Origin of the sequence: Enterococcus sp. LX10 (assembly GCF_023539285.1) — a bacterium.
Classification (GTDB): domain Bacteria; phylum Bacillota; class Bacilli; order Lactobacillales; family Enterococcaceae; genus Enterococcus; species Enterococcus faecalis.
Map to the genome: position 1 here is coordinate 106506 of NZ_CP092784.1, position 16703 is coordinate 123208.

At 39.4% G+C, this 16703-nt stretch carries 16 protein-coding genes; 9 read left to right on the forward strand and 7 right to left on the reverse strand.

The window, feature by feature from the left end:
• The 4 genes from argF (at position 1) to MKZ30_RS00465 (ending at position 4277) form a co-directional block, all read left to right on the forward strand.
• Positions 1 to 1023, forward strand: coding sequence for an ornithine carbamoyltransferase (argF, locus tag MKZ30_RS00450; RefSeq protein WP_160747730.1), 1023 nt, complete (start codon positions 1 to 3; stop codon positions 1021 to 1023).
• 105 nt (positions 1024 to 1128) lie between these two features.
• The gene (gene arcC / locus MKZ30_RS00455) at positions 1129 to 2061 is read left to right on the forward strand and encodes a carbamate kinase (RefSeq protein ID WP_010822022.1); all 933 of its coding nucleotides are present in this window, start codon (positions 1129 to 1131) and stop codon (positions 2059 to 2061) included.
• Positions 2062 to 2085: 24 nt separating this feature from the next.
• On the forward strand, positions 2086 to 2778 hold the full coding sequence (locus tag MKZ30_RS00460) for a Crp/Fnr family transcriptional regulator (protein WP_002363490.1): 693 nt from the start codon (positions 2086 to 2088) through the stop codon (positions 2776 to 2778).
• Between the two features lie 47 nt (positions 2779 to 2825).
• Positions 2826 to 4277, forward strand: coding sequence for a YfcC family protein (locus MKZ30_RS00465; protein ID WP_002383451.1), 1452 nt, complete (start codon positions 2826 to 2828; stop codon positions 4275 to 4277).
• A 90-nt stretch (positions 4278 to 4367) separates the two neighbouring features.
• Here the strand turns inward: MKZ30_RS00465 and MKZ30_RS00470 are convergent, their stop codons facing one another.
• Both MKZ30_RS00470 and MKZ30_RS00475 read right to left on the reverse strand, forming a co-directional pair.
• A complete protein-coding gene (locus tag MKZ30_RS00470; RefSeq protein WP_033600570.1) occupies positions 4368 to 5048 on the reverse strand; it encodes a type 1 glutamine amidotransferase domain-containing protein in 681 nt (226 codons plus the stop codon).
• Entirely contained in the window at positions 5045 to 5380 is a 336-nt protein-coding gene (locus MKZ30_RS00475) for an ArsR/SmtB family transcription factor (RefSeq protein WP_002359261.1), read from the reverse strand. Before MKZ30_RS00475 ends, MKZ30_RS00470 begins: the two co-directional genes overlap by 4 nt.
• A gap of 179 nt (positions 5381 to 5559) precedes the next feature.
• On the opposite strand from MKZ30_RS00475, the gene MKZ30_RS00480 reads away from it, so the two are divergent.
• The 3 genes from MKZ30_RS00480 (at position 5560) to MKZ30_RS00490 (ending at position 10847) form a co-directional block, all read left to right on the forward strand.
• Positions 5560 to 6576 (forward strand): NADP-dependent oxidoreductase, encoded by a 1017-nt coding sequence (locus MKZ30_RS00480; protein WP_033600569.1) that lies wholly within the window; start codon positions 5560 to 5562, stop codon positions 6574 to 6576.
• A 210-nt stretch (positions 6577 to 6786) separates the two neighbouring features.
• Positions 6787 to 9294, forward strand: a complete 2508-nt coding sequence (locus tag MKZ30_RS00485; RefSeq protein ID WP_129226068.1) for a bifunctional endo-beta-N-acetylglucosaminidase/beta-N-acetylhexosaminidase — start codon at positions 6787 to 6789, stop codon at positions 9292 to 9294.
• A gap of 284 nt (positions 9295 to 9578) precedes the next feature.
• Positions 9579 to 10847: a RidA family protein gene (locus MKZ30_RS00490; RefSeq protein WP_002419414.1), complete on the forward strand. Its 1269-nt coding sequence runs from the start codon at positions 9579 to 9581 to the stop codon at positions 10845 to 10847.
• A 49-nt stretch (positions 10848 to 10896) separates the two neighbouring features.
• Here MKZ30_RS00490 and MKZ30_RS00495 read toward each other — a convergent pair whose 3' ends face one another.
• The 5 genes from MKZ30_RS00495 to coaA form a co-directional block, all read right to left on the reverse strand.
• The gene (locus MKZ30_RS00495) at positions 10897 to 11340 is read right to left on the reverse strand and encodes a MepB family protein (RefSeq protein WP_010816961.1); all 444 of its coding nucleotides are present in this window, start codon (positions 11338 to 11340) and stop codon (positions 10897 to 10899) included.
• A 14-nt stretch (positions 11341 to 11354) separates the two neighbouring features.
• Positions 11355 to 11900, reverse strand: a complete 546-nt coding sequence (locus MKZ30_RS00500; RefSeq protein WP_249958774.1) for an ATP:cob(I)alamin adenosyltransferase — start codon at positions 11898 to 11900, stop codon at positions 11355 to 11357.
• 150 nt (positions 11901 to 12050) lie between these two features.
• A complete protein-coding gene (locus tag MKZ30_RS00505) occupies positions 12051 to 12392 on the reverse strand; it encodes a hypothetical protein (protein WP_033600566.1) in 342 nt (113 codons plus the stop codon).
• A 138-nt stretch (positions 12393 to 12530) separates the two neighbouring features.
• Positions 12531 to 14093 carry a glutamine-hydrolyzing GMP synthase gene (gene guaA, locus MKZ30_RS00510; protein ID WP_002356158.1) on the reverse strand — a complete coding sequence of 521 codons (1563 nt, stop codon included), beginning with the start codon at positions 14091 to 14093 and terminating at the stop codon, positions 12531 to 12533.
• A gap of 311 nt (positions 14094 to 14404) precedes the next feature.
• Positions 14405 to 15328, reverse strand: a complete 924-nt coding sequence (gene coaA, locus MKZ30_RS00515; RefSeq protein ID WP_002361524.1) for a type I pantothenate kinase — start codon at positions 15326 to 15328, stop codon at positions 14405 to 14407.
• Between the two features lie 154 nt (positions 15329 to 15482).
• Between coaA and MKZ30_RS00520 the strand changes: the two genes are divergently transcribed.
• Together MKZ30_RS00520 and MKZ30_RS00525 are read left to right on the forward strand one after the other, a co-directional pair.
• Positions 15483 to 16070 (forward strand): SGNH/GDSL hydrolase family protein, encoded by a 588-nt coding sequence (locus tag MKZ30_RS00520; protein WP_002356161.1) that lies wholly within the window; start codon positions 15483 to 15485, stop codon positions 16068 to 16070.
• Positions 16071 to 16084: 14 nt separating this feature from the next.
• The gene (locus tag MKZ30_RS00525) at positions 16085 to 16693 is read left to right on the forward strand and encodes a class I SAM-dependent methyltransferase (protein ID WP_002356162.1); all 609 of its coding nucleotides are present in this window, start codon (positions 16085 to 16087) and stop codon (positions 16691 to 16693) included.
• The last annotated feature ends 10 nt before the right edge of the window (positions 16694 to 16703 follow it).

The window sequence follows — 16703 nt, forward strand, 5'->3', positions numbered from 1 at the left end:
ATCATGAATTCAGTATTTCAAGGACGTAGTTTATTAGCAGAAAAAGATTTTACAAGAGCAGAATTAGAGTATTTGGTAGACTTCAGTATTCACTTAAAAGAATTGAAGAAAAAAGGGATTCCACATCACTATTTAGAAGGAAAAAATATCGCTCTTTTATTTGAAAAAACTTCGACACGGACACGCTCTGCATTTACTACAGCAGCGATTGATTTAGGGGCACATCCTGAGTATTTAGGCGCCAACGATATTCAATTAGGTAAAAAAGAATCTGTTGAAGATACAGCGATTGTTTTAGGTAGTATGTTTGACGGGATTGAGTTCCGTGGGTTTAGTCAAGAAGTAGTGGAAGATTTAGCGAAATATTCTGGTGTTCCTGTTTGGAATGGTTTAACGGATCAATGGCATCCAACACAAATGATTGCGGACTTTATGACAGTGAAAGAAAACTTTGGTCGTTTAGAAGGAATCACTTTAGTATATGTCGGCGATGGCCGTAACAACATGGCAAACAGCTTGTTAGTGACAGGTGCTATTTTAGGCGTAAATGTTCGCATTTGTGCACCAAAAGAATTGTTCCCTTCTGATGAAGTCGTTAATTACGCAAAAGAATTTGCGAAAGAATCTGGTGCAGAATTAATGATTACAGACGACGTTGCTAAAGGCGTTAAAGGAGCCAACGTGTTATATACAGACGTTTGGGTGTCCATGGGTGAAGAAGATAAATTTGAAGAACGTGTCAATCTGTTGAAACCTTATCAAATTAATATGGCTATGTTAGAAAAAACCGAAAACATGGATGGCGATTTAATCGTATTACACTGTTTACCAGCCTTTCATGATACGAAAACACAATACGGAGAAATGGTTGCTGAAAAATTTGGCATTACTGAAATGGAAATTACGGATGAAGTCTTCCGCAGTAAATATGGTCGTCAATTTGAAGAAGCAGAAAACAGAATGCATTCCATTAAAGCAATCATGGCAGCTACTTTAGGCAACTTATTCATTCCTCGTGTGTAGGAAGCAACTGAAAAAACATTGAAAAAAGAATAGTTGTTTCGCCCTTTAAGAGTTTCTTTTGAAGGGCGGCCTATTCTTTATTATGATAGGAAAGAAGGATTTGTAATGGGGAAAAAAATGGTCGTTGCACTAGGCGGAAATGCCATCCTTTCAAATGATGCTAGCGCACACGCACAACAGCAAGCATTAGTTCAAACATCTGCCTATTTAGTTCATTTAATTAAACAAGGGCATCGGTTGATTGTTTCACATGGCAATGGTCCACAAGTCGGTAATCTATTATTGCAACAACAAGCAGCTGATTCTGAAAAAAATCCAGCAATGCCGCTAGATACGTGTGTTGCTATGACACAAGGAAGTATCGGCTACTGGTTGTCCAATGCGCTTAATCAAGAATTAAATAAAGCAGGAATCAAGAAACAAGTGGCTACTGTTTTAACACAGGTGGTGGTGGATCCAGAAGATGAGGCTTTCAAAAATCCAACAAAACCGATCGGTCCATTTTTAACAGAAGCTGAAGCCAAAGAAGCAATGCAAGCAGGTGCTATTTTTAAAGAAGATGCAGGACGTGGCTGGCGCAAAGTCGTTCCAAGTCCTAAGCCAATTGACATCCACGAGGCTGAGACTATTAATACCTTAATAAAAAATGATATAATTACCATTTCATGTGGTGGTGGCGGCATCCCTGTCGTAGGACAAGAATTAAAAGGTGTCGAAGCAGTAATCGATAAAGATTTTGCTTCTGAAAAACTAGCAGAATTAGTGGATGCGGATGCACTAGTTATTTTAACTGGCGTGGATTATGTGTGCATTAATTATGGCAAACCAGATGAAAAACAATTAACCAATGTCACTGTAGCAGAGTTGGAAGAATACAAACAAGCGGGTCATTTTGCACCAGGTAGTATGTTACCGAAAATTGAAGCCGCCATTCAGTTTGTAGAAAGCCAACCCAATAAACAAGCAATTATCACTTCTTTGGAAAACTTAGGAAGTATGAGCGGCGATGAAATCGTAGGAACGGTTGTGACAAAATAAAGTATAGTATTTAGGAGAATTAAGATGATGATAGAGAAAATAATCACTAAAAATAATCAAGATTTTCAATACTTTTCTGAATCAGAACTAACAGAATTGCGTAACGAGAGTTTCGTTCGCTCCTATAAAAAAGGCCAAGTCCTTTTTTATCCAGGTGATCCGAGAAATCATTTAATTTTATTGGTTTCAGGTGTCATTAAAATTGAAAAAAATGATCGCAGTGGTAATTTTTCCTATCTGCATTTTATGAAAAAGCAGGCTCTTTTTCCGAGAATCGGACTGTTTCAAGATGAGGTTCATTACGACTCCGCGATTGCCTATACGGATATTGAGGTTGTATTTGTGCCAGTTAAACTGTTTGAGCGTTTTCTCCAAAATAATCCCCAGCAATTGATTCATTGGATTCAAGAACAATCGGTCCTTTTAAAAGAAAGCATGATAAAAATCCAAAAAGGAACAACCAATGATGCATGTGAACGGATTGTGACATCACTGGCGATGTTATTAAATGATTTAGGAGAACGAATTGACAACAGAGAACGCGTTGCAATTGCTTGTCCAATTACCATTAATGACATTGCACGGATGAGTGGAACTACGCGGGAAACAGCAAGCAGTGTTATGAAAAAATTAGTCCAAATGAACCGTATTAGCTACAGTCATAAATTCTTAACTTTTCTAGATACACCATTCTTTATTGATCGATTGAGTAATTAATCATAGAGAAGGGAGATACAGGAAAGTAGGTTCCTGTATAAAAGGATATGGCAGAAAAAAAGAAGAAAAACAAAAAACAGCTTTCGTCTTTTAGTATTTTATTTATTATTTTAATTGTTTTAGGTATCGTAACGGTCTTGCTAAATGGCCAGCCATTTACCCCAAGAGAAATTGATGGCAAAATGGTTGACCACGTGGTAGGGGCCAAATTATCGGATATTATCATGGCTCCATTCAATGGGTTTAAAGATGCCATTGAAATTAATATTTTTATTTTAGTACTCGGTGGCTTTTTAAATATTGTGACGCAAACTGGGGCTCTTGAAGCAGGGATTCAATCAGTCGTTAAAAAGTTAAAAGGGAACGAATTGAAAATCATTCCGATTTTAATGATTTTATTTTCTATTGGTGGGTCGACTTATGGAATGGCAGAAGAAACAATTCCTTTTTATGGTTTATTGAGTGCCACCATGGTCGCCGCTGGTTTTGATACGTTTGTCGCAGTGGGGACTGTGCTATTGGGTGCAGGATCAGGTGTTATCGGTTCAACGGTTAACCCTTTCTCCACAGGGGTAGCGATGGATGCGTTACGAGGTATTGGCATTCAGCCGAATACAGGAATTATTTTAATTGTCGGTGCTATTTTGTGGGCGGCCTCTACCAGCTATTCTATTTTCATTGTGATGCGTTATGCGAAAAAAGTGAAGGCTGACAAAGGTTCAACAATTTTATCTTTACAAGAACAAGAGGATATGGAAAAAACGTATGGACAAGCAGCGTCGAAAGAAATGCCATTTACGAATCGTCATAAAAAAATCTTAATGGTATTCGCTTTCTGTTTTGTCGTTATGATTGTTTCCTTAATTCCATGGAACGACTTTGGAGTGACGATTTTCAAAGGCTGGACGTCTGTTTTAACAGGCAACAGTTTCGGTGACTGGTACTTTGGCGACTTAGCGATGTGGTTCTTCCTTTTAGGGATCATTGCTGCCTTGATTGGTCGCTTTACTGAAAAAGAAACCATTGAAGCATTTATCGACGGTGCCAAAGATATGTTATCCGTTGTTTTAATCATTGTAGTTGCTCGCGGGGCATCTGTTTTGATGTCTAAAACGTATTTAGATTCATTTATCCTTGATAAAGCGGCAGGCTTATTACAAGGACTCTCCCCAGTTTTATTTGTCATCGGTGCCTTTGTTTTATACTTAGGTTTATCTTTCCTAATTCCTTCAACTTCTGGTTTAGCGTACGTTTCTATTCCTGTAATGGGTGCGTTAGCTAAAAACATTGGTTTAAGTCCAGAAGTGATGGTTATGATTTTTGCTTCAGGTTGTGGCTTGATTAATTTGATCACGCCAACATCTGGTGTTGTAATGGGTGGTTTGGAAATTTCCAAAGTTCAATATGCCACTTGGACAAAATTCATGGCCAAACCAATGATTGTCTTAGGCTTAATTAACCTAATTATCTTAATTGGCGCGATGTTACTCTTTAGCTAATCAAAAATTTTTTATGTTAGGGCTTCGGCTTTCGGAAAAAAGAAGAAGCAATGAAACAACAGCGACTACCTAAAAGTAGTCGCTGTTGTTTCATTTTGATAATTGTTGAATTAACAATTTTGCGACAGCGCGGACAGAAAAAGGGTTTTGCCCAGTGATTATACGGCCATCTTGATACGCAAATTCTTTATAGGGGCGTTTTTTCGCAAAAGTAGCACCATGTTCTTTGGCAATTGTTTCGTTTAAGAAAGGAACAACTGCTTTTTTCATGGCTAAAATTTCTTCTGCAGTAGTGAAGCCAGTAATGGTTTTATCTGCAATCAAATAATTTCCTGACGCATCTTTGACATTTAAAAGACCAGCAATTCCGTGACAAACAGAAGTTAGGTATTTGCCCTGTTCGTAAAGGCTACGAGTGATTGCTTGCAACTGAGGGTTATCAGGAAAGTCCCACATAACGCCATGGCCTCCTGTAAAGTAAATTGCTGCGTATTCATCTGGCTCAATTTCTTCAAGAGAGAGGGAATGCGCTAGCGCTCGTTCTTGAAAATCGGCACTTTCATAAACCGCCATAATGGATGAATCTACATATTTCATACTCCGGGGATCCAAAGGGACATAGCCTCCTTGGGGACTAACATAGTCAACTGAAAATTCTGCTTTGGTTACTTCTTCCACGAACTCCGTGGCTTCACCTAGCCAGAGGCCAGTCGGTTCTTCGGTGCCGTGATAACGGGAAACGTTTGTGAGGACCACGAGAATTTTTTTCATGCTTGCTTCCTCCCTGGCATAATCGACGTAATGTGGGTCAATAGTTGTTGGAGTTGCTCAATTTTGGTGGTATCGTGAGAAAGAGAGTAATAATTTTTAGTTCCTTCACTGCGACAATCAATTAATTTGGCTTGTTTCAAAATTTTTAAGTGGTGAGAAACAGCGGGACGTGAGAGTTGTGTCGCCTCTGTTAACTCAGTGACACGACGGCCAACACAGGCCTGGTCTTCTAACAGTGCAATAATAATTGCTTGGCGTTTTTCATCACCCAATGCGATTAAAAAATCACTAAGCGCAGTAAATTCTGTTTGAATTCCTTCTAATTCTTTCATATTCTTTCGCCTCTTTGGTTCGTATTTTTAAACGATTAAACCATTTTTCGTGTTTTTTGTCAATAAAATACGCTGAGGGCTGAAACTTGACGTGGATCCCATTTTTCGTTAAGATACTAATTGATTAAAGGTTTAAACTTTTAAACCAATAAAAGGGATAGAAAGAGAGGAAAGATTCAATGATGAAAGCCGCTTTAATTCATAAATACGGACAAAAAGAATTATCAATCGAGGAGGTGCCCTTACCCACCATTCATGACAATGATGTTTTGGTCAAAATTATCGCTGCCAGTATCAACCCGATTGATTTAAAAACAAAAGATGGCAAAGTAAAGATGCTTTTAAATTATCAAATGCCACTGATTTTAGGCAGTGATTTTGCTGGGATTGTTGTTTCTGTTGGAAAAAATGTTCAAAATTTTAGGATGGGCGATGCAGTTTACGGACGAGTACCCAAAAATCGCGTGGGAACTTTTGCTGAATATATTGCAGTGGATCAAGCGGCTGTAGCTATGAAGCCGAAAAATTTAACGTTTGAAGAAGCTGCGGCCATTCCGTTAGTCGGTTTGACAAGTTATCAAGCGCTACATGATATTATGAATGTACAGCCAGGCCAGAAAGTCCTGATTCAAGCAGGTTCAGGAGGGATTGGAACCATTGCGATTCAATTAGCAAAACTAGCGGGCGCTTACGTTGCCACCACAACGAGTAGTAAAAATAAAGAATGGGTTCAAGCGTTGGGAGCAGATGAAGTGATTGACTATCGGACACAAAATTTTGAAGAAGTTTTATCCGACTACGATTATGTATTTGATACAATGGGGGGCACAATCTTAGAAAAAGCTTTTTCAGTGGTTAAACCTCAGGGAAAAGTCGTTACATTGTCAGGCATTCCCAACGAACGTTTTGCTAAAGAGTATGGCTTGCCGCTTTGGAAACAATGGGCCTTTAAAATAGCTACTCGCAAGATTCATCGATTGGAGCAAGCCACAGATGTTAGTTATCATTTTTTGTTTATGCATCCCGATGGCGAGCAATTAGCTTTACTCACTGAGTTCATTGAACAGGGAAAATTACAGCCGATTATTGACCGAGTCATTCCTTTTAGCCAAATTCAAGAAGCGGTGGATTATTCACTGACAGGACGAGCACAAGGGAAAATTGTTGTGAAAATTGCCGATGTTGATCACGACTAAGTAAAGGAGACTTGCAAGAAAAATAGGCCTGTTTTTCTTGCAAGTCTCAAAATTTACCATTTAAACGCCGCCTAACGAAAGTGATTTTAGGCGGGAAAAGATTTTTATAGAAAATCCTCATTTTTCCAGTTTCTATTTTGCAAATTCGTTATTTTTTGTTATTCTATTGATGACTGTGTATGCGCTTTCTTTTTAGGCGGATACACAAAAATGAATGGAGTGCAGAAAGGAATGGTGTTCAAAGTGGGGAACGATTTATCGACAGGAAGAGGAGAAAACAGAGAAACAATTGTCAGTTGGCTGGGTCTTTTGTTATTGGTTGGCTTGACGTTTATCTTATTTAGTCTGTTACATCAACCAATGGTCAGCCAAGCCAATGAGCCGACCCAAGAAAAACATTTTATGGTTTATTATCGGGCCTGGCGTGACAAAACGATGCAAGGGGTTAATACAACATTGCCAGATGAAAATTGGCTAACGATGCACGATATTCCTTATGGTATTGACATTGTGAATGTCTTTAGTTATGTGCCAAAAGGACAAGAAGCACTTGCACAGCCATTTTATGATACGTTAAAAAATGAGTATGCGCCAGCATTACATGCACGAGGTGTTCGTTTAGTTCGAGGGATTGATTATAGCGAGCTATTAAAAGTTCCTTATGCAGGAACAACGCCTACAGAAGCAGAATTTGATGCTTATGCGAAAGAGTTGCTAACCAAATTTGTTGATGATTTAGGAATTGATGGGTTAGATATTGACATGGAAACTCGTCCAAGTGAAAAAGATATTGTTTTATCTAATGGTGTCATTCGTGCATTATCAAAATACATTGGACCGAAGTCGGGAACGGATCGTCCATTTTTGTATGATACCAATGCAGAATATTTACCACCTTTACAAGATGTCAGTGACTGTTTCGATTTTCTCGCGTATCAACAGTATGGCAGCGATGACCAACGCACGCAACGAGCATTAAATAATTTAAGTCCGGTTCTCAATGGGGAACGATTTGTTCCAGGATTAACTTTCCCAGAAGAGCAAGATCGCAACCGCTGGTATGACACAAAAGAGCCGTATATGGAAAGTAACATGTATAAAGTAGCTCGTTATTCTTATGAAAATAATTTAGGGGGCATGTTCCTCTATGCCTTAGATCGCGATGGTCGCACCTATAATGAAGACGATTTAAATCAGATAAAACCTTCTAATTTACTTTGGACAAAAACGGCCATTGCAGAGAGTAAAGGCGTTTCTCTTGCAGAGATGAAAGCGGCTGCGCAACACTATTTAAAACGAATTAGCTACGCCAACACAGACCTTGAAGCACAAAATAGAGCCGCAGAAGCAGTGACACAAGCAACAACGCTTTATGATGTGAATAAAGCTATTTTAGGTGGCGATTATGGCCAAGGGATTTCAAATACCTATGATGCTGAATTAGAAAAAGGCCTGTTAGCCATTGACTTAACCACTTTATATCGTACGTTGGATCAAGCAGTTACAGCCATTGAAAAGGCAGAAAACTATACACCAGAAACGATTCAAGCACTACAAACAACAAAAGAGACAGTCGCAACAGAACTTGCGGGAAAAACGTATACAGCCGCGCAAGTGACTACTTGGCAAACGGAGGTCCAAACAGCTTTGGATAATTTAAAAGAGAAACAAACACAACCTTTAAAAAGTGTCTTCTCCATTGATGCGGGAAGAAAATATTTTTCCGTGGAACAACTGGAAGAATTAGTGGCCAAAGCCAGTCAAAATGGGTACACAGATGTCCAATTAATTTTAGGAAATGATGGCTTACGGTTTATCTTGGATGATATGTCGGTCAATGTGAATGGTAAAAAATACAACCACAACCGGGTTTCAAAAGCAATCCAACGAGGCAACAACGCGTATTACAATGATCCTAATGGCAACGCGTTAACACAAAAAGAAATGGATCGGTTGTTGGCTTTTGCGAAAGCGCGCAACATCAACATCATTCCCGTGATTAACAGTCCAGGACATATGGATGCGTTGTTAGTGGCTATGGAAAAACTAGCGATTAAAAATCCCACTTTTGATGGCTCAAAACGCACAGTAGATTTAGGAAACCAAAAGGCAGTGAATTTCACAAAGGCGATTATCAGTAAGTACGTGGCTTATTTTTCCGCGCATAGTGAAATTTTCAATTTTGGTGGCGATGAGTATGCAAATGATGTCGACACAGGCGGTTGGGCGAAACTGCAATCTTCTGGGCGCTACAAGGATTTTGTCGCTTATGCGAATGATTTAGCTAAAATAATTAAAGATGCGGGCATGCAGCCAATGAGCTTCAATGATGGCATTTATTACAACAGCGACGATTCTTTCGGTACATTTGACCCAGAGATTATTATTTCTTATTGGACAGCCGGTTGGAGCGGATATGACGTAGCCAAACCTGAGTACTTTGTTCAAAAAGGACACAAAATTTTTAATACCAATGATGCGTGGTATTGGGTCGCTGGCAATGTTGATTCTGGCATTTATCAATATGACGATGCTTTAGCAAATATGTCGAAAAAAGCATTTACAGATGTGCCAGCAGGTAGCCCAAATCTTCCAATTATTGGAAGTATTCAATGTGTTTGGTATGATGACCCTCGTCGTGACTATGATTTTGAACGAATTTATACGCTAATGGATACGTTCTCGGAAAATTATCGTGAGTATATGGTGGTTAAATAAAACTAGTTAAAGCTAACGAGTTATCTATAAAGACTGGCACGAATCAAGCTTGATTCGTGCCAGTCTTCTTTAACGGAAGAAGATTTGTTTGAGTGCCAACAATCAATTTAGGAATGCCTTATTGAAATGTTCCTGTTCTTATTGTAGACTGAAAGAAGTGGTGGTGGAAAGCTATCACCATTAATAGAAAAGCAGGAAAATAAAAAGGATCTTGTTGGAAGTTTAACGCTTGAAAATGTAAGCGGAATCATTTTTGTTGGAATGCTAAAAAAGGGAGTAGAGTTATGAGTAATGAAAATATCGTCTTAGCAAGAAATACAGAGCGTGCACCAAAGCATCCTCTCGCAGCCCAAACAGTCGCATTTTCCCACTATAATCATTTGTCAGCACAGTTACCTATTGAGCCAACCTCTGGACAATTGGTAGAAGGTGGCATTCGGTCCCAAGCGACACAATGCTTGAAAAATATCCAAGCGGTTGTTGAAAGTATCAACCATGTGATGAGTGACATTGTCAGAATGACCATTTTTGTCAAAGATATGCGGGATGTTGCCGCAGTTGAGGAGGTCTATGCGGCCTTTTTTACCCATTATTATCCAGCTAAAACAGTGGTCGCCGTCGCAGATTTGCCGTTAGGCGCTTCTGTTCAAATGGAGGCACTTGTTTCAAATGGGGAAGGAACTATCCCTAATGCACCTCAAGCTGGGGATTTAATTAAATTAACAAATCAGACTGTTCAGGCACCAATTGATGCTCTAGCCAGTCAAACGGTCGCGTTTTCTCACTATAACAATCTGTCTGCACAATTGCCTATAGATCCTCAAACGGGCAGAGTTGTGGCTGGCTGTGTTAAAACGCAAACAAAACAATGTTTGAAAAACATAAAAGCCATTTTAACCAGTATTGATGTGCCTTTTGATGATATTGTGAAGATCAACATTTATTTAAAAGATTTATCTAAGCTGGAAGCTGTCAATCAAGTATATGCCGCTTTTTTCCCAGATTCAGGAATTGCGCGCACGGTCAATTATATGCCAGCACGAACAGTGGTTGCTGTTGCTGATTTACCAATGGGCGCGGCGGTGCAAGTAGAAGCGGTGGTTTCTCATGGGGATGGTACGCCACCACAAGCGATTGAAGATCGACATGGATTAATTATTGAAGCAAATAATACAGATCACGCACCGAAGTGTCCATTTTCGACACAAACTGTTGCTTTTTCTCATTACAACCATCTATCAGCTCAGCTACCATTGGACCCTAAAACAAATGCGTTAGTTGCTGGCGGAATCAAGGAACAAACGACGCAATGTTTAGAAAACATTAAAGCGATTATTGAAAGTGTGGATCACAGCTTAGCTGATCTGGTGAAAGTGAATATTTTTGTGAAAGAGATTGAAGAGCTGGCGGCAGTAGATGACGTCTACCAAACGTACTTCCCTGAAGGCACGCCTGCCAGAAGAGTGATTGGTGTGACGGATTTACCAAAAGGTGCCCAGATTCAAATCGAAGCGATTGCTGGGAACGCAGAAGGTACGCCACCAATTGGTTAAACAGTAGAAGAAACAAACGTCAGCTGGCTTCTGAAGCCAGCTGACGTTTTTAGTATTTAGATAAATCAGTAAAGTAAGCTAGTTGCCATTTTTGTGTTTTTTTCGCGGTTTGATTAAGGTTTTGGCACCAAGAAGGATAAAAACGGGCTGCCATTTTGCCTTTTTGTTGGTGCGTTTTGAGAATTTTTTGTTGGATTAAACATTCTTTCGGCAGAAGAAAGAGACCTTGCTTTTCTTGATCAGAAATGACAATTGCTAACATTTCAGGGGCTTCCGTTGCATCAAAGGCTTCGTTCTGATTTTGTTGATTTTTTTCCCAGAAGGCTACAAAATAGCCTTCTTTTTTCGGCGTTTTTTTGGCTAAGCGACTGCGGATAAGTTGTTGCGATTCATTAACTTGGCATAAAAAGCCTTCATATTCGGCATTTTGTTGTTCTTCGGAAAGCAGCGTGATCGCGCCCACTGCTTTTTCAAGTATTGGTAATGAATTCATCATCTTCCTCCAAATTAAATAGAATAGTTGCGAGAAACAAAGGGGACTTCTTCACCATTTTCGAGCTGATTTAGATACAAAGCTAACATGAAAAAGTAACCTGAGAGTAAGTTGACTACATCATACAGCTGCGGATCAATTTTTTTACCACCATAGTCCATGCGATAAAGTAAACGAACAATATCTTTGGCTTTGGCTCTTAAAATGTGTGTATAAGAGGAACAGATTGTGCCCATCGGTAAAACAAAAGGACGATTTTCTTCGTATGTCAGTTCATTCATAGCATTGACACGTTCCAAAAGCCAGGCTATTTCTTCCTCTGTGACTGTTAATTTTGTTCGAGTCGTTGGATTGACATGGTAGATTAACTCGCAAATTTTAGCTAGTTCTTCTGTTAGTGCAGGCTGTTCAGGGACGTCTAATTGTTGCACATATCCTCGTAGAAGACCTGTCATCGAGGCTAATTCATCAGTCATTAATTCAAAATCACATCGTAAATCTTCTGGTTTAGAAGATAGATACGGGTACGCTTCATACGGACTGCGGTACATTTTTTCCATTCAATTTCCCTACTTTCTAAAAATAAAAAGCGCTCAAAAAGAATGCACGAAAGTCAATCTTTTTGAGCGCCGTTGCTCGACTGTTTACAGTACACCATTGTACTTGCTAAGGTAATCATAGCCAAGAGTGAAGGGAGAGTCAAGGGGGAATCAAAGTTGGAGAAAGAAAATGAAGCTAAGAATTACCAGAAGTAAACCAATCAATAAACTGACAAAACCAGAGATTTGACCCAATCGTTGTTGGGTAGAAGAAGGTTGATCGGTAACAGTGAGCAAACTTGAGAAAAAGTTCATTTTTTTCACGAGTATTAAATACGCAACAATAAGCAAAAGAATACCCGAAAAAAGGTACGAAAGGGGCTCAGAAATAAATTTTTGGGCACGAAGTAAAAAAATTCCTATGAAGAGGACAACAAAACCATACTTAAGAAAAGTTGCTTTTGACATGTTGAGATCGCTTCCTTTTAATTGATTAATTTTATTAATAGCCACTATTCTTATGATTAAATTATAGGACTTTGAGGGCGGTGGAGCAAAGGAAAAACGGAGAATGGTGGGAGGAAAGTGTGATAACACAAAAGAAAACCCGCTAGAAACACCTATAAAATAGGTTTTCTAGCGGGTTGATTGTTATTCCCACTCCACAGTTGCAGGTGGTTTTGAAGTAATATCGTACACGATACGGTTTACATGTGCAACTTCGTTCACGATGCGCACAGAGATTTTTTGTAAAACATCCCAAGGGATACGAGCAAAGTCAGCGGTCATGCCGTCGATAGAAGTCACAGCACGGATACCGACTGTGTAATCGTAGGTACGGCCGTCACCCATAACGCCTACTGAGCGGATGCCAGGTAAGACAGTAAAGTACTGCCAAATGTCACGATCTAAGCCAGCTGCTGCGATTTCTTCACGTAGGATAGCATCTGAATCACGAACAATTTGTAATTTATCTTCTGTAATTTCACCAAGCACACGAATACCTAATCCTGGTCCTGGGAATGGTTGGCGCCAAACGATTGCATCAGGCATGCCAAGTTCAGTTCCTAAGGCACGAACTTCGTCTTTGAATAATGTATTTAAAGGTTCAATTAATTCAAATTGCATGTCTTCAGGAAGACCACCAACGTTGTGATGTGATTTAATTGTTTGCGCAGTTTCTGTACCAGATTCGATGACGTCTGTGTAAAGAGTTCCTTGTGCTAGGAATGAAACGCCTTCTTCCCCAGCAAGTTTAGTTGCTTCGTCATCAAAAACATACACAAATTCGTTACCGATGATTTTACGTTTTTGTTCAGGGTCAGAAACGCCTGCTAATTTGCTTAAGAAGCGTTCTTTTGCATCTACTTTAATAATGTTTAAGCCAAATTTACCGCCTAAACTTTCCATTACTTGTTCCGCTTCACCTTTACGTAATAATCCATGGTCAACGAAGATACAAGTTAATTGGTCGCCAATAGCTTTTTGTAAAAGCACGCCGACAACACTTGAGTCAACGCCACCTGATAAACCAAGTAAGACTTTTTTATCACCTACTTGTTCACGAATTTTAGCGACTTCCATATCGATGAAGTTTTCCATGCTCCAGTCACCAGTACAGCCACACACATCAAAAGCAAAGTGACGTAATAAGTCGTTACCATATTCTGAATGACGAACTTCTGGGTGAAATTGTACGCCGTAGAATTTGCGGTTGGCATCTTCGATAGAAGCGATTGGACAGTCGTTGCTTGTCCCAACTTTTTCGAATCCAGGAGCGATTTCTGTTACTAAATCACCGTGGCTCATCCAAACGGTTTGTTTCGCAGGTGTTCCTTGGAATAATGTCGCATCACCAAGGATTTCTAATTCTGCTTTTCCGTATTCACGGTTTGCGGCAGGTTCTACTTTTCCGCCTAAGTTATGAGTCATTAATTGCATACCGTAGCAGATGCCAAGAATGGGAATTCCTAACTCATAAATTTCTGGATCAATGCTAAAAGCATCTTTGTCATACACGCTGTTTGGTCCACCTGAGAAGATGATTCCTTTAGGCGCGATTTTGCGAATTTCTTCTGCCGTAGTTCGGTGGCTTAATAACTCAGAGAATACGCCAAATTCACGAATACGACGAGTAATCAATTGGTTAAACTGACTACCAAAGTCTAAAACAATAATTTTTTCGACAGATGTCAAATCGGCAACGTTAGTCACGTCTATTACCCCTTATCCATTTAAATTTATCTAAAGAAAAGGCGGTTAAAAAGTGGTCAGCACCAAGAATTAAGAGAGGATTTTCAAAAATTGTTTTACGATTTTTAGAAAATTTTGGCTTAATTCCGCAGGGGCTACTTTTAAACAGCCGAAAATCAGGCGGTTAAAAAGTGGTTCACTTTTGTTCCGTACTCTTCTTTGTCTAGCTATACTTATTAAAACATTTTACTCCTTGAAAGTCATGCATTCTGCTGAAAATTTTCAAGGATATTTCTACAAAAGATACAGGATATTTCTTAGCTCGTCAACCCTTAATATTTACGTAGATAGATTTGGTCAATCAAATGATTTTCCGTTTTATGCAAAATAATGTCCGCACGTCCGCGCGTTGGCAAGATATATTCCTCCAAGTTCGGCAAGTTCACGGTTTTCCAAACATTCCGTGCCATGGCGAAAGCATCTTCTCGTTTGCCAATTGCATATTGGTAATAATAATTATTAGGATCTAAGAAAGCCGTATCTAATAAGGCCCCAAAACGTTCTAGGTACCATTTTTCAATTAAGGCTGGATCGGCATCCACAAAAATAGAAAAATCAAAAAAATCACTCACATAAATTTGTTGATTGGCGGGCAACTGTAATGTGTTAATGCCTTCAACAATCAAAATATCTGGTTGTTGAATCAACTCATATTCGCCTTCGATAACATCGTAGACACTGTGAGAATAGACGGGTGCTTTAATTTCGTCTTTGCCGCTTTTGACTTCGTTTAAGAAATTAATTAGCTTTTCCATGTCATAACTTTCAGGAAACCCTTTTCGGTCCATCATTCCCTGTTCTTCTAACACTTTATTGGGATACAAAAATCCATCCGTTGTAATGAGTTGAACGTTTCTTCGTTTAAACGTTCGGGCCAGAATTCTTTGCAAAAGACGAGCGGTGGTGCTTTTACCAACGGCGACACTGCCGGCAATTCCAATGATGAATGGTGGTACAGAGACATATTCATGTAGGAATAATCCTTTGCTAAGTGTTAGCGATTCAAATTCTTTCATGTACAAATGAATAAGATGCGTTAAGGGTACATAAATTTCTTGTACATCTTTTAGTGAAATTTGGTCGTTCACACTTTTAATGTTATCCAATTCTGCTTCGGTTAACGGTGCTTTGCCGTCATGATAAAACCCATGCCATTCTTCTCTGGAAATTGGGTAGTAATTCATTTTATCGTCCATTGTTCCTCCACCAAACCCTGTTCAATCTTTGTACATTTTACCATAATTTCACAAGGGAAACACAGGATTTTACAAAAGAATTCCCTTCTTCGCCAATTTATGATGAAAATGGTATCATGAAAAGAGAAAACTGTTAGAAAAGAGGGGAAAAGCCATGAGAAAAATTGTATTATTTGGTGATAGCATTACTGCTGGTTATTTAGACGAAGCCGTCTCACCTGTTCTTGTTGACTTAGTGAAACGGGATATTGCTGCGATGGGTCTAGAAGAAGTGGCTGTTATTAATGCTGGAATGCCTGGCGATACAACAGAGGATGGTTTAAAACGATTAAATAAAGAAGTACTAATTGAGAAACCTGATGAAGTGGTGATTTTCTTTGGCGCCAATGATGCGTCACTGGATCGAAATATAACAGTAGCCACGTTTAGAGAAAACCTTGAAACAATGATTCACGAAATTGGTTCAGAAAAGGTGATTTTAATTACACCACCATATGCGGATAGTGGCAGACGTCCAGAACGTCCACAAACGCGTATCAAGGAATTGGTCAAGGTTGCACAAGAAGTCGGAGCGGCACATAACTTGCCAGTTATTGATTTGTATAAAGCGATGACTGTTTATCCTGGAACGGATGAATTTTTACAAGCAGATGGTTTGCATTTTTCACAAGTAGGCTATGAATTATTAGGTGCCTTGATTGTTCGAGAAATAAAGGGTAGACTAAAACCAAAACAAGCATAGATAGGAAGAACAAAATGGCGAATCATTATTATACAGAAAATCCAGAATTAGCACATGATTTAGAAAGCTGGTCTTTTCCATTACGTGGTCGGACCTTTCAGTTTACGACCGATAGCGGGGTCTTCTCAAGAGGGACAGTGGATTATGGTTCTCGTGTGTTGATTGATGCCTTTGAATGGGAAAATTTACCAGCAGGCCGTTTGTTAGATGTTGGTTGTGGCTATGGACCAATTGGGTTGTCCTTAGCAGCGGCGACTGGTCGACTGGTGGAAATGGTGGATGTCAACCAACGGGCAGTTGGGCTAGCTCAAATGAACGCCCAACGCAACCAAATTACTACTGTGGATATCCATTCTTCCAATGTGTATGAAACCTTAAACGAAACGACCTACGCGGCGATTGTTAGCAATCCGCCCATTCGTGCAGGCAAAAAAGTTGTCCATGGCATTTTAACAGGGGCTTTTCCGTTGTTGAAAGTTGGTGGCACACTAACGGTGGTTATTCAAAAGAAACAAGGTGCACCTAGTGCAGAAAAGAAAATGGCTGAAGTATTTGGCAATGTTGAAATTGTGACAAAAGACAAAGGCTATTATATTTTACGAAGTGTTAAAGAAGCAGAGTAAAAAAGAACCG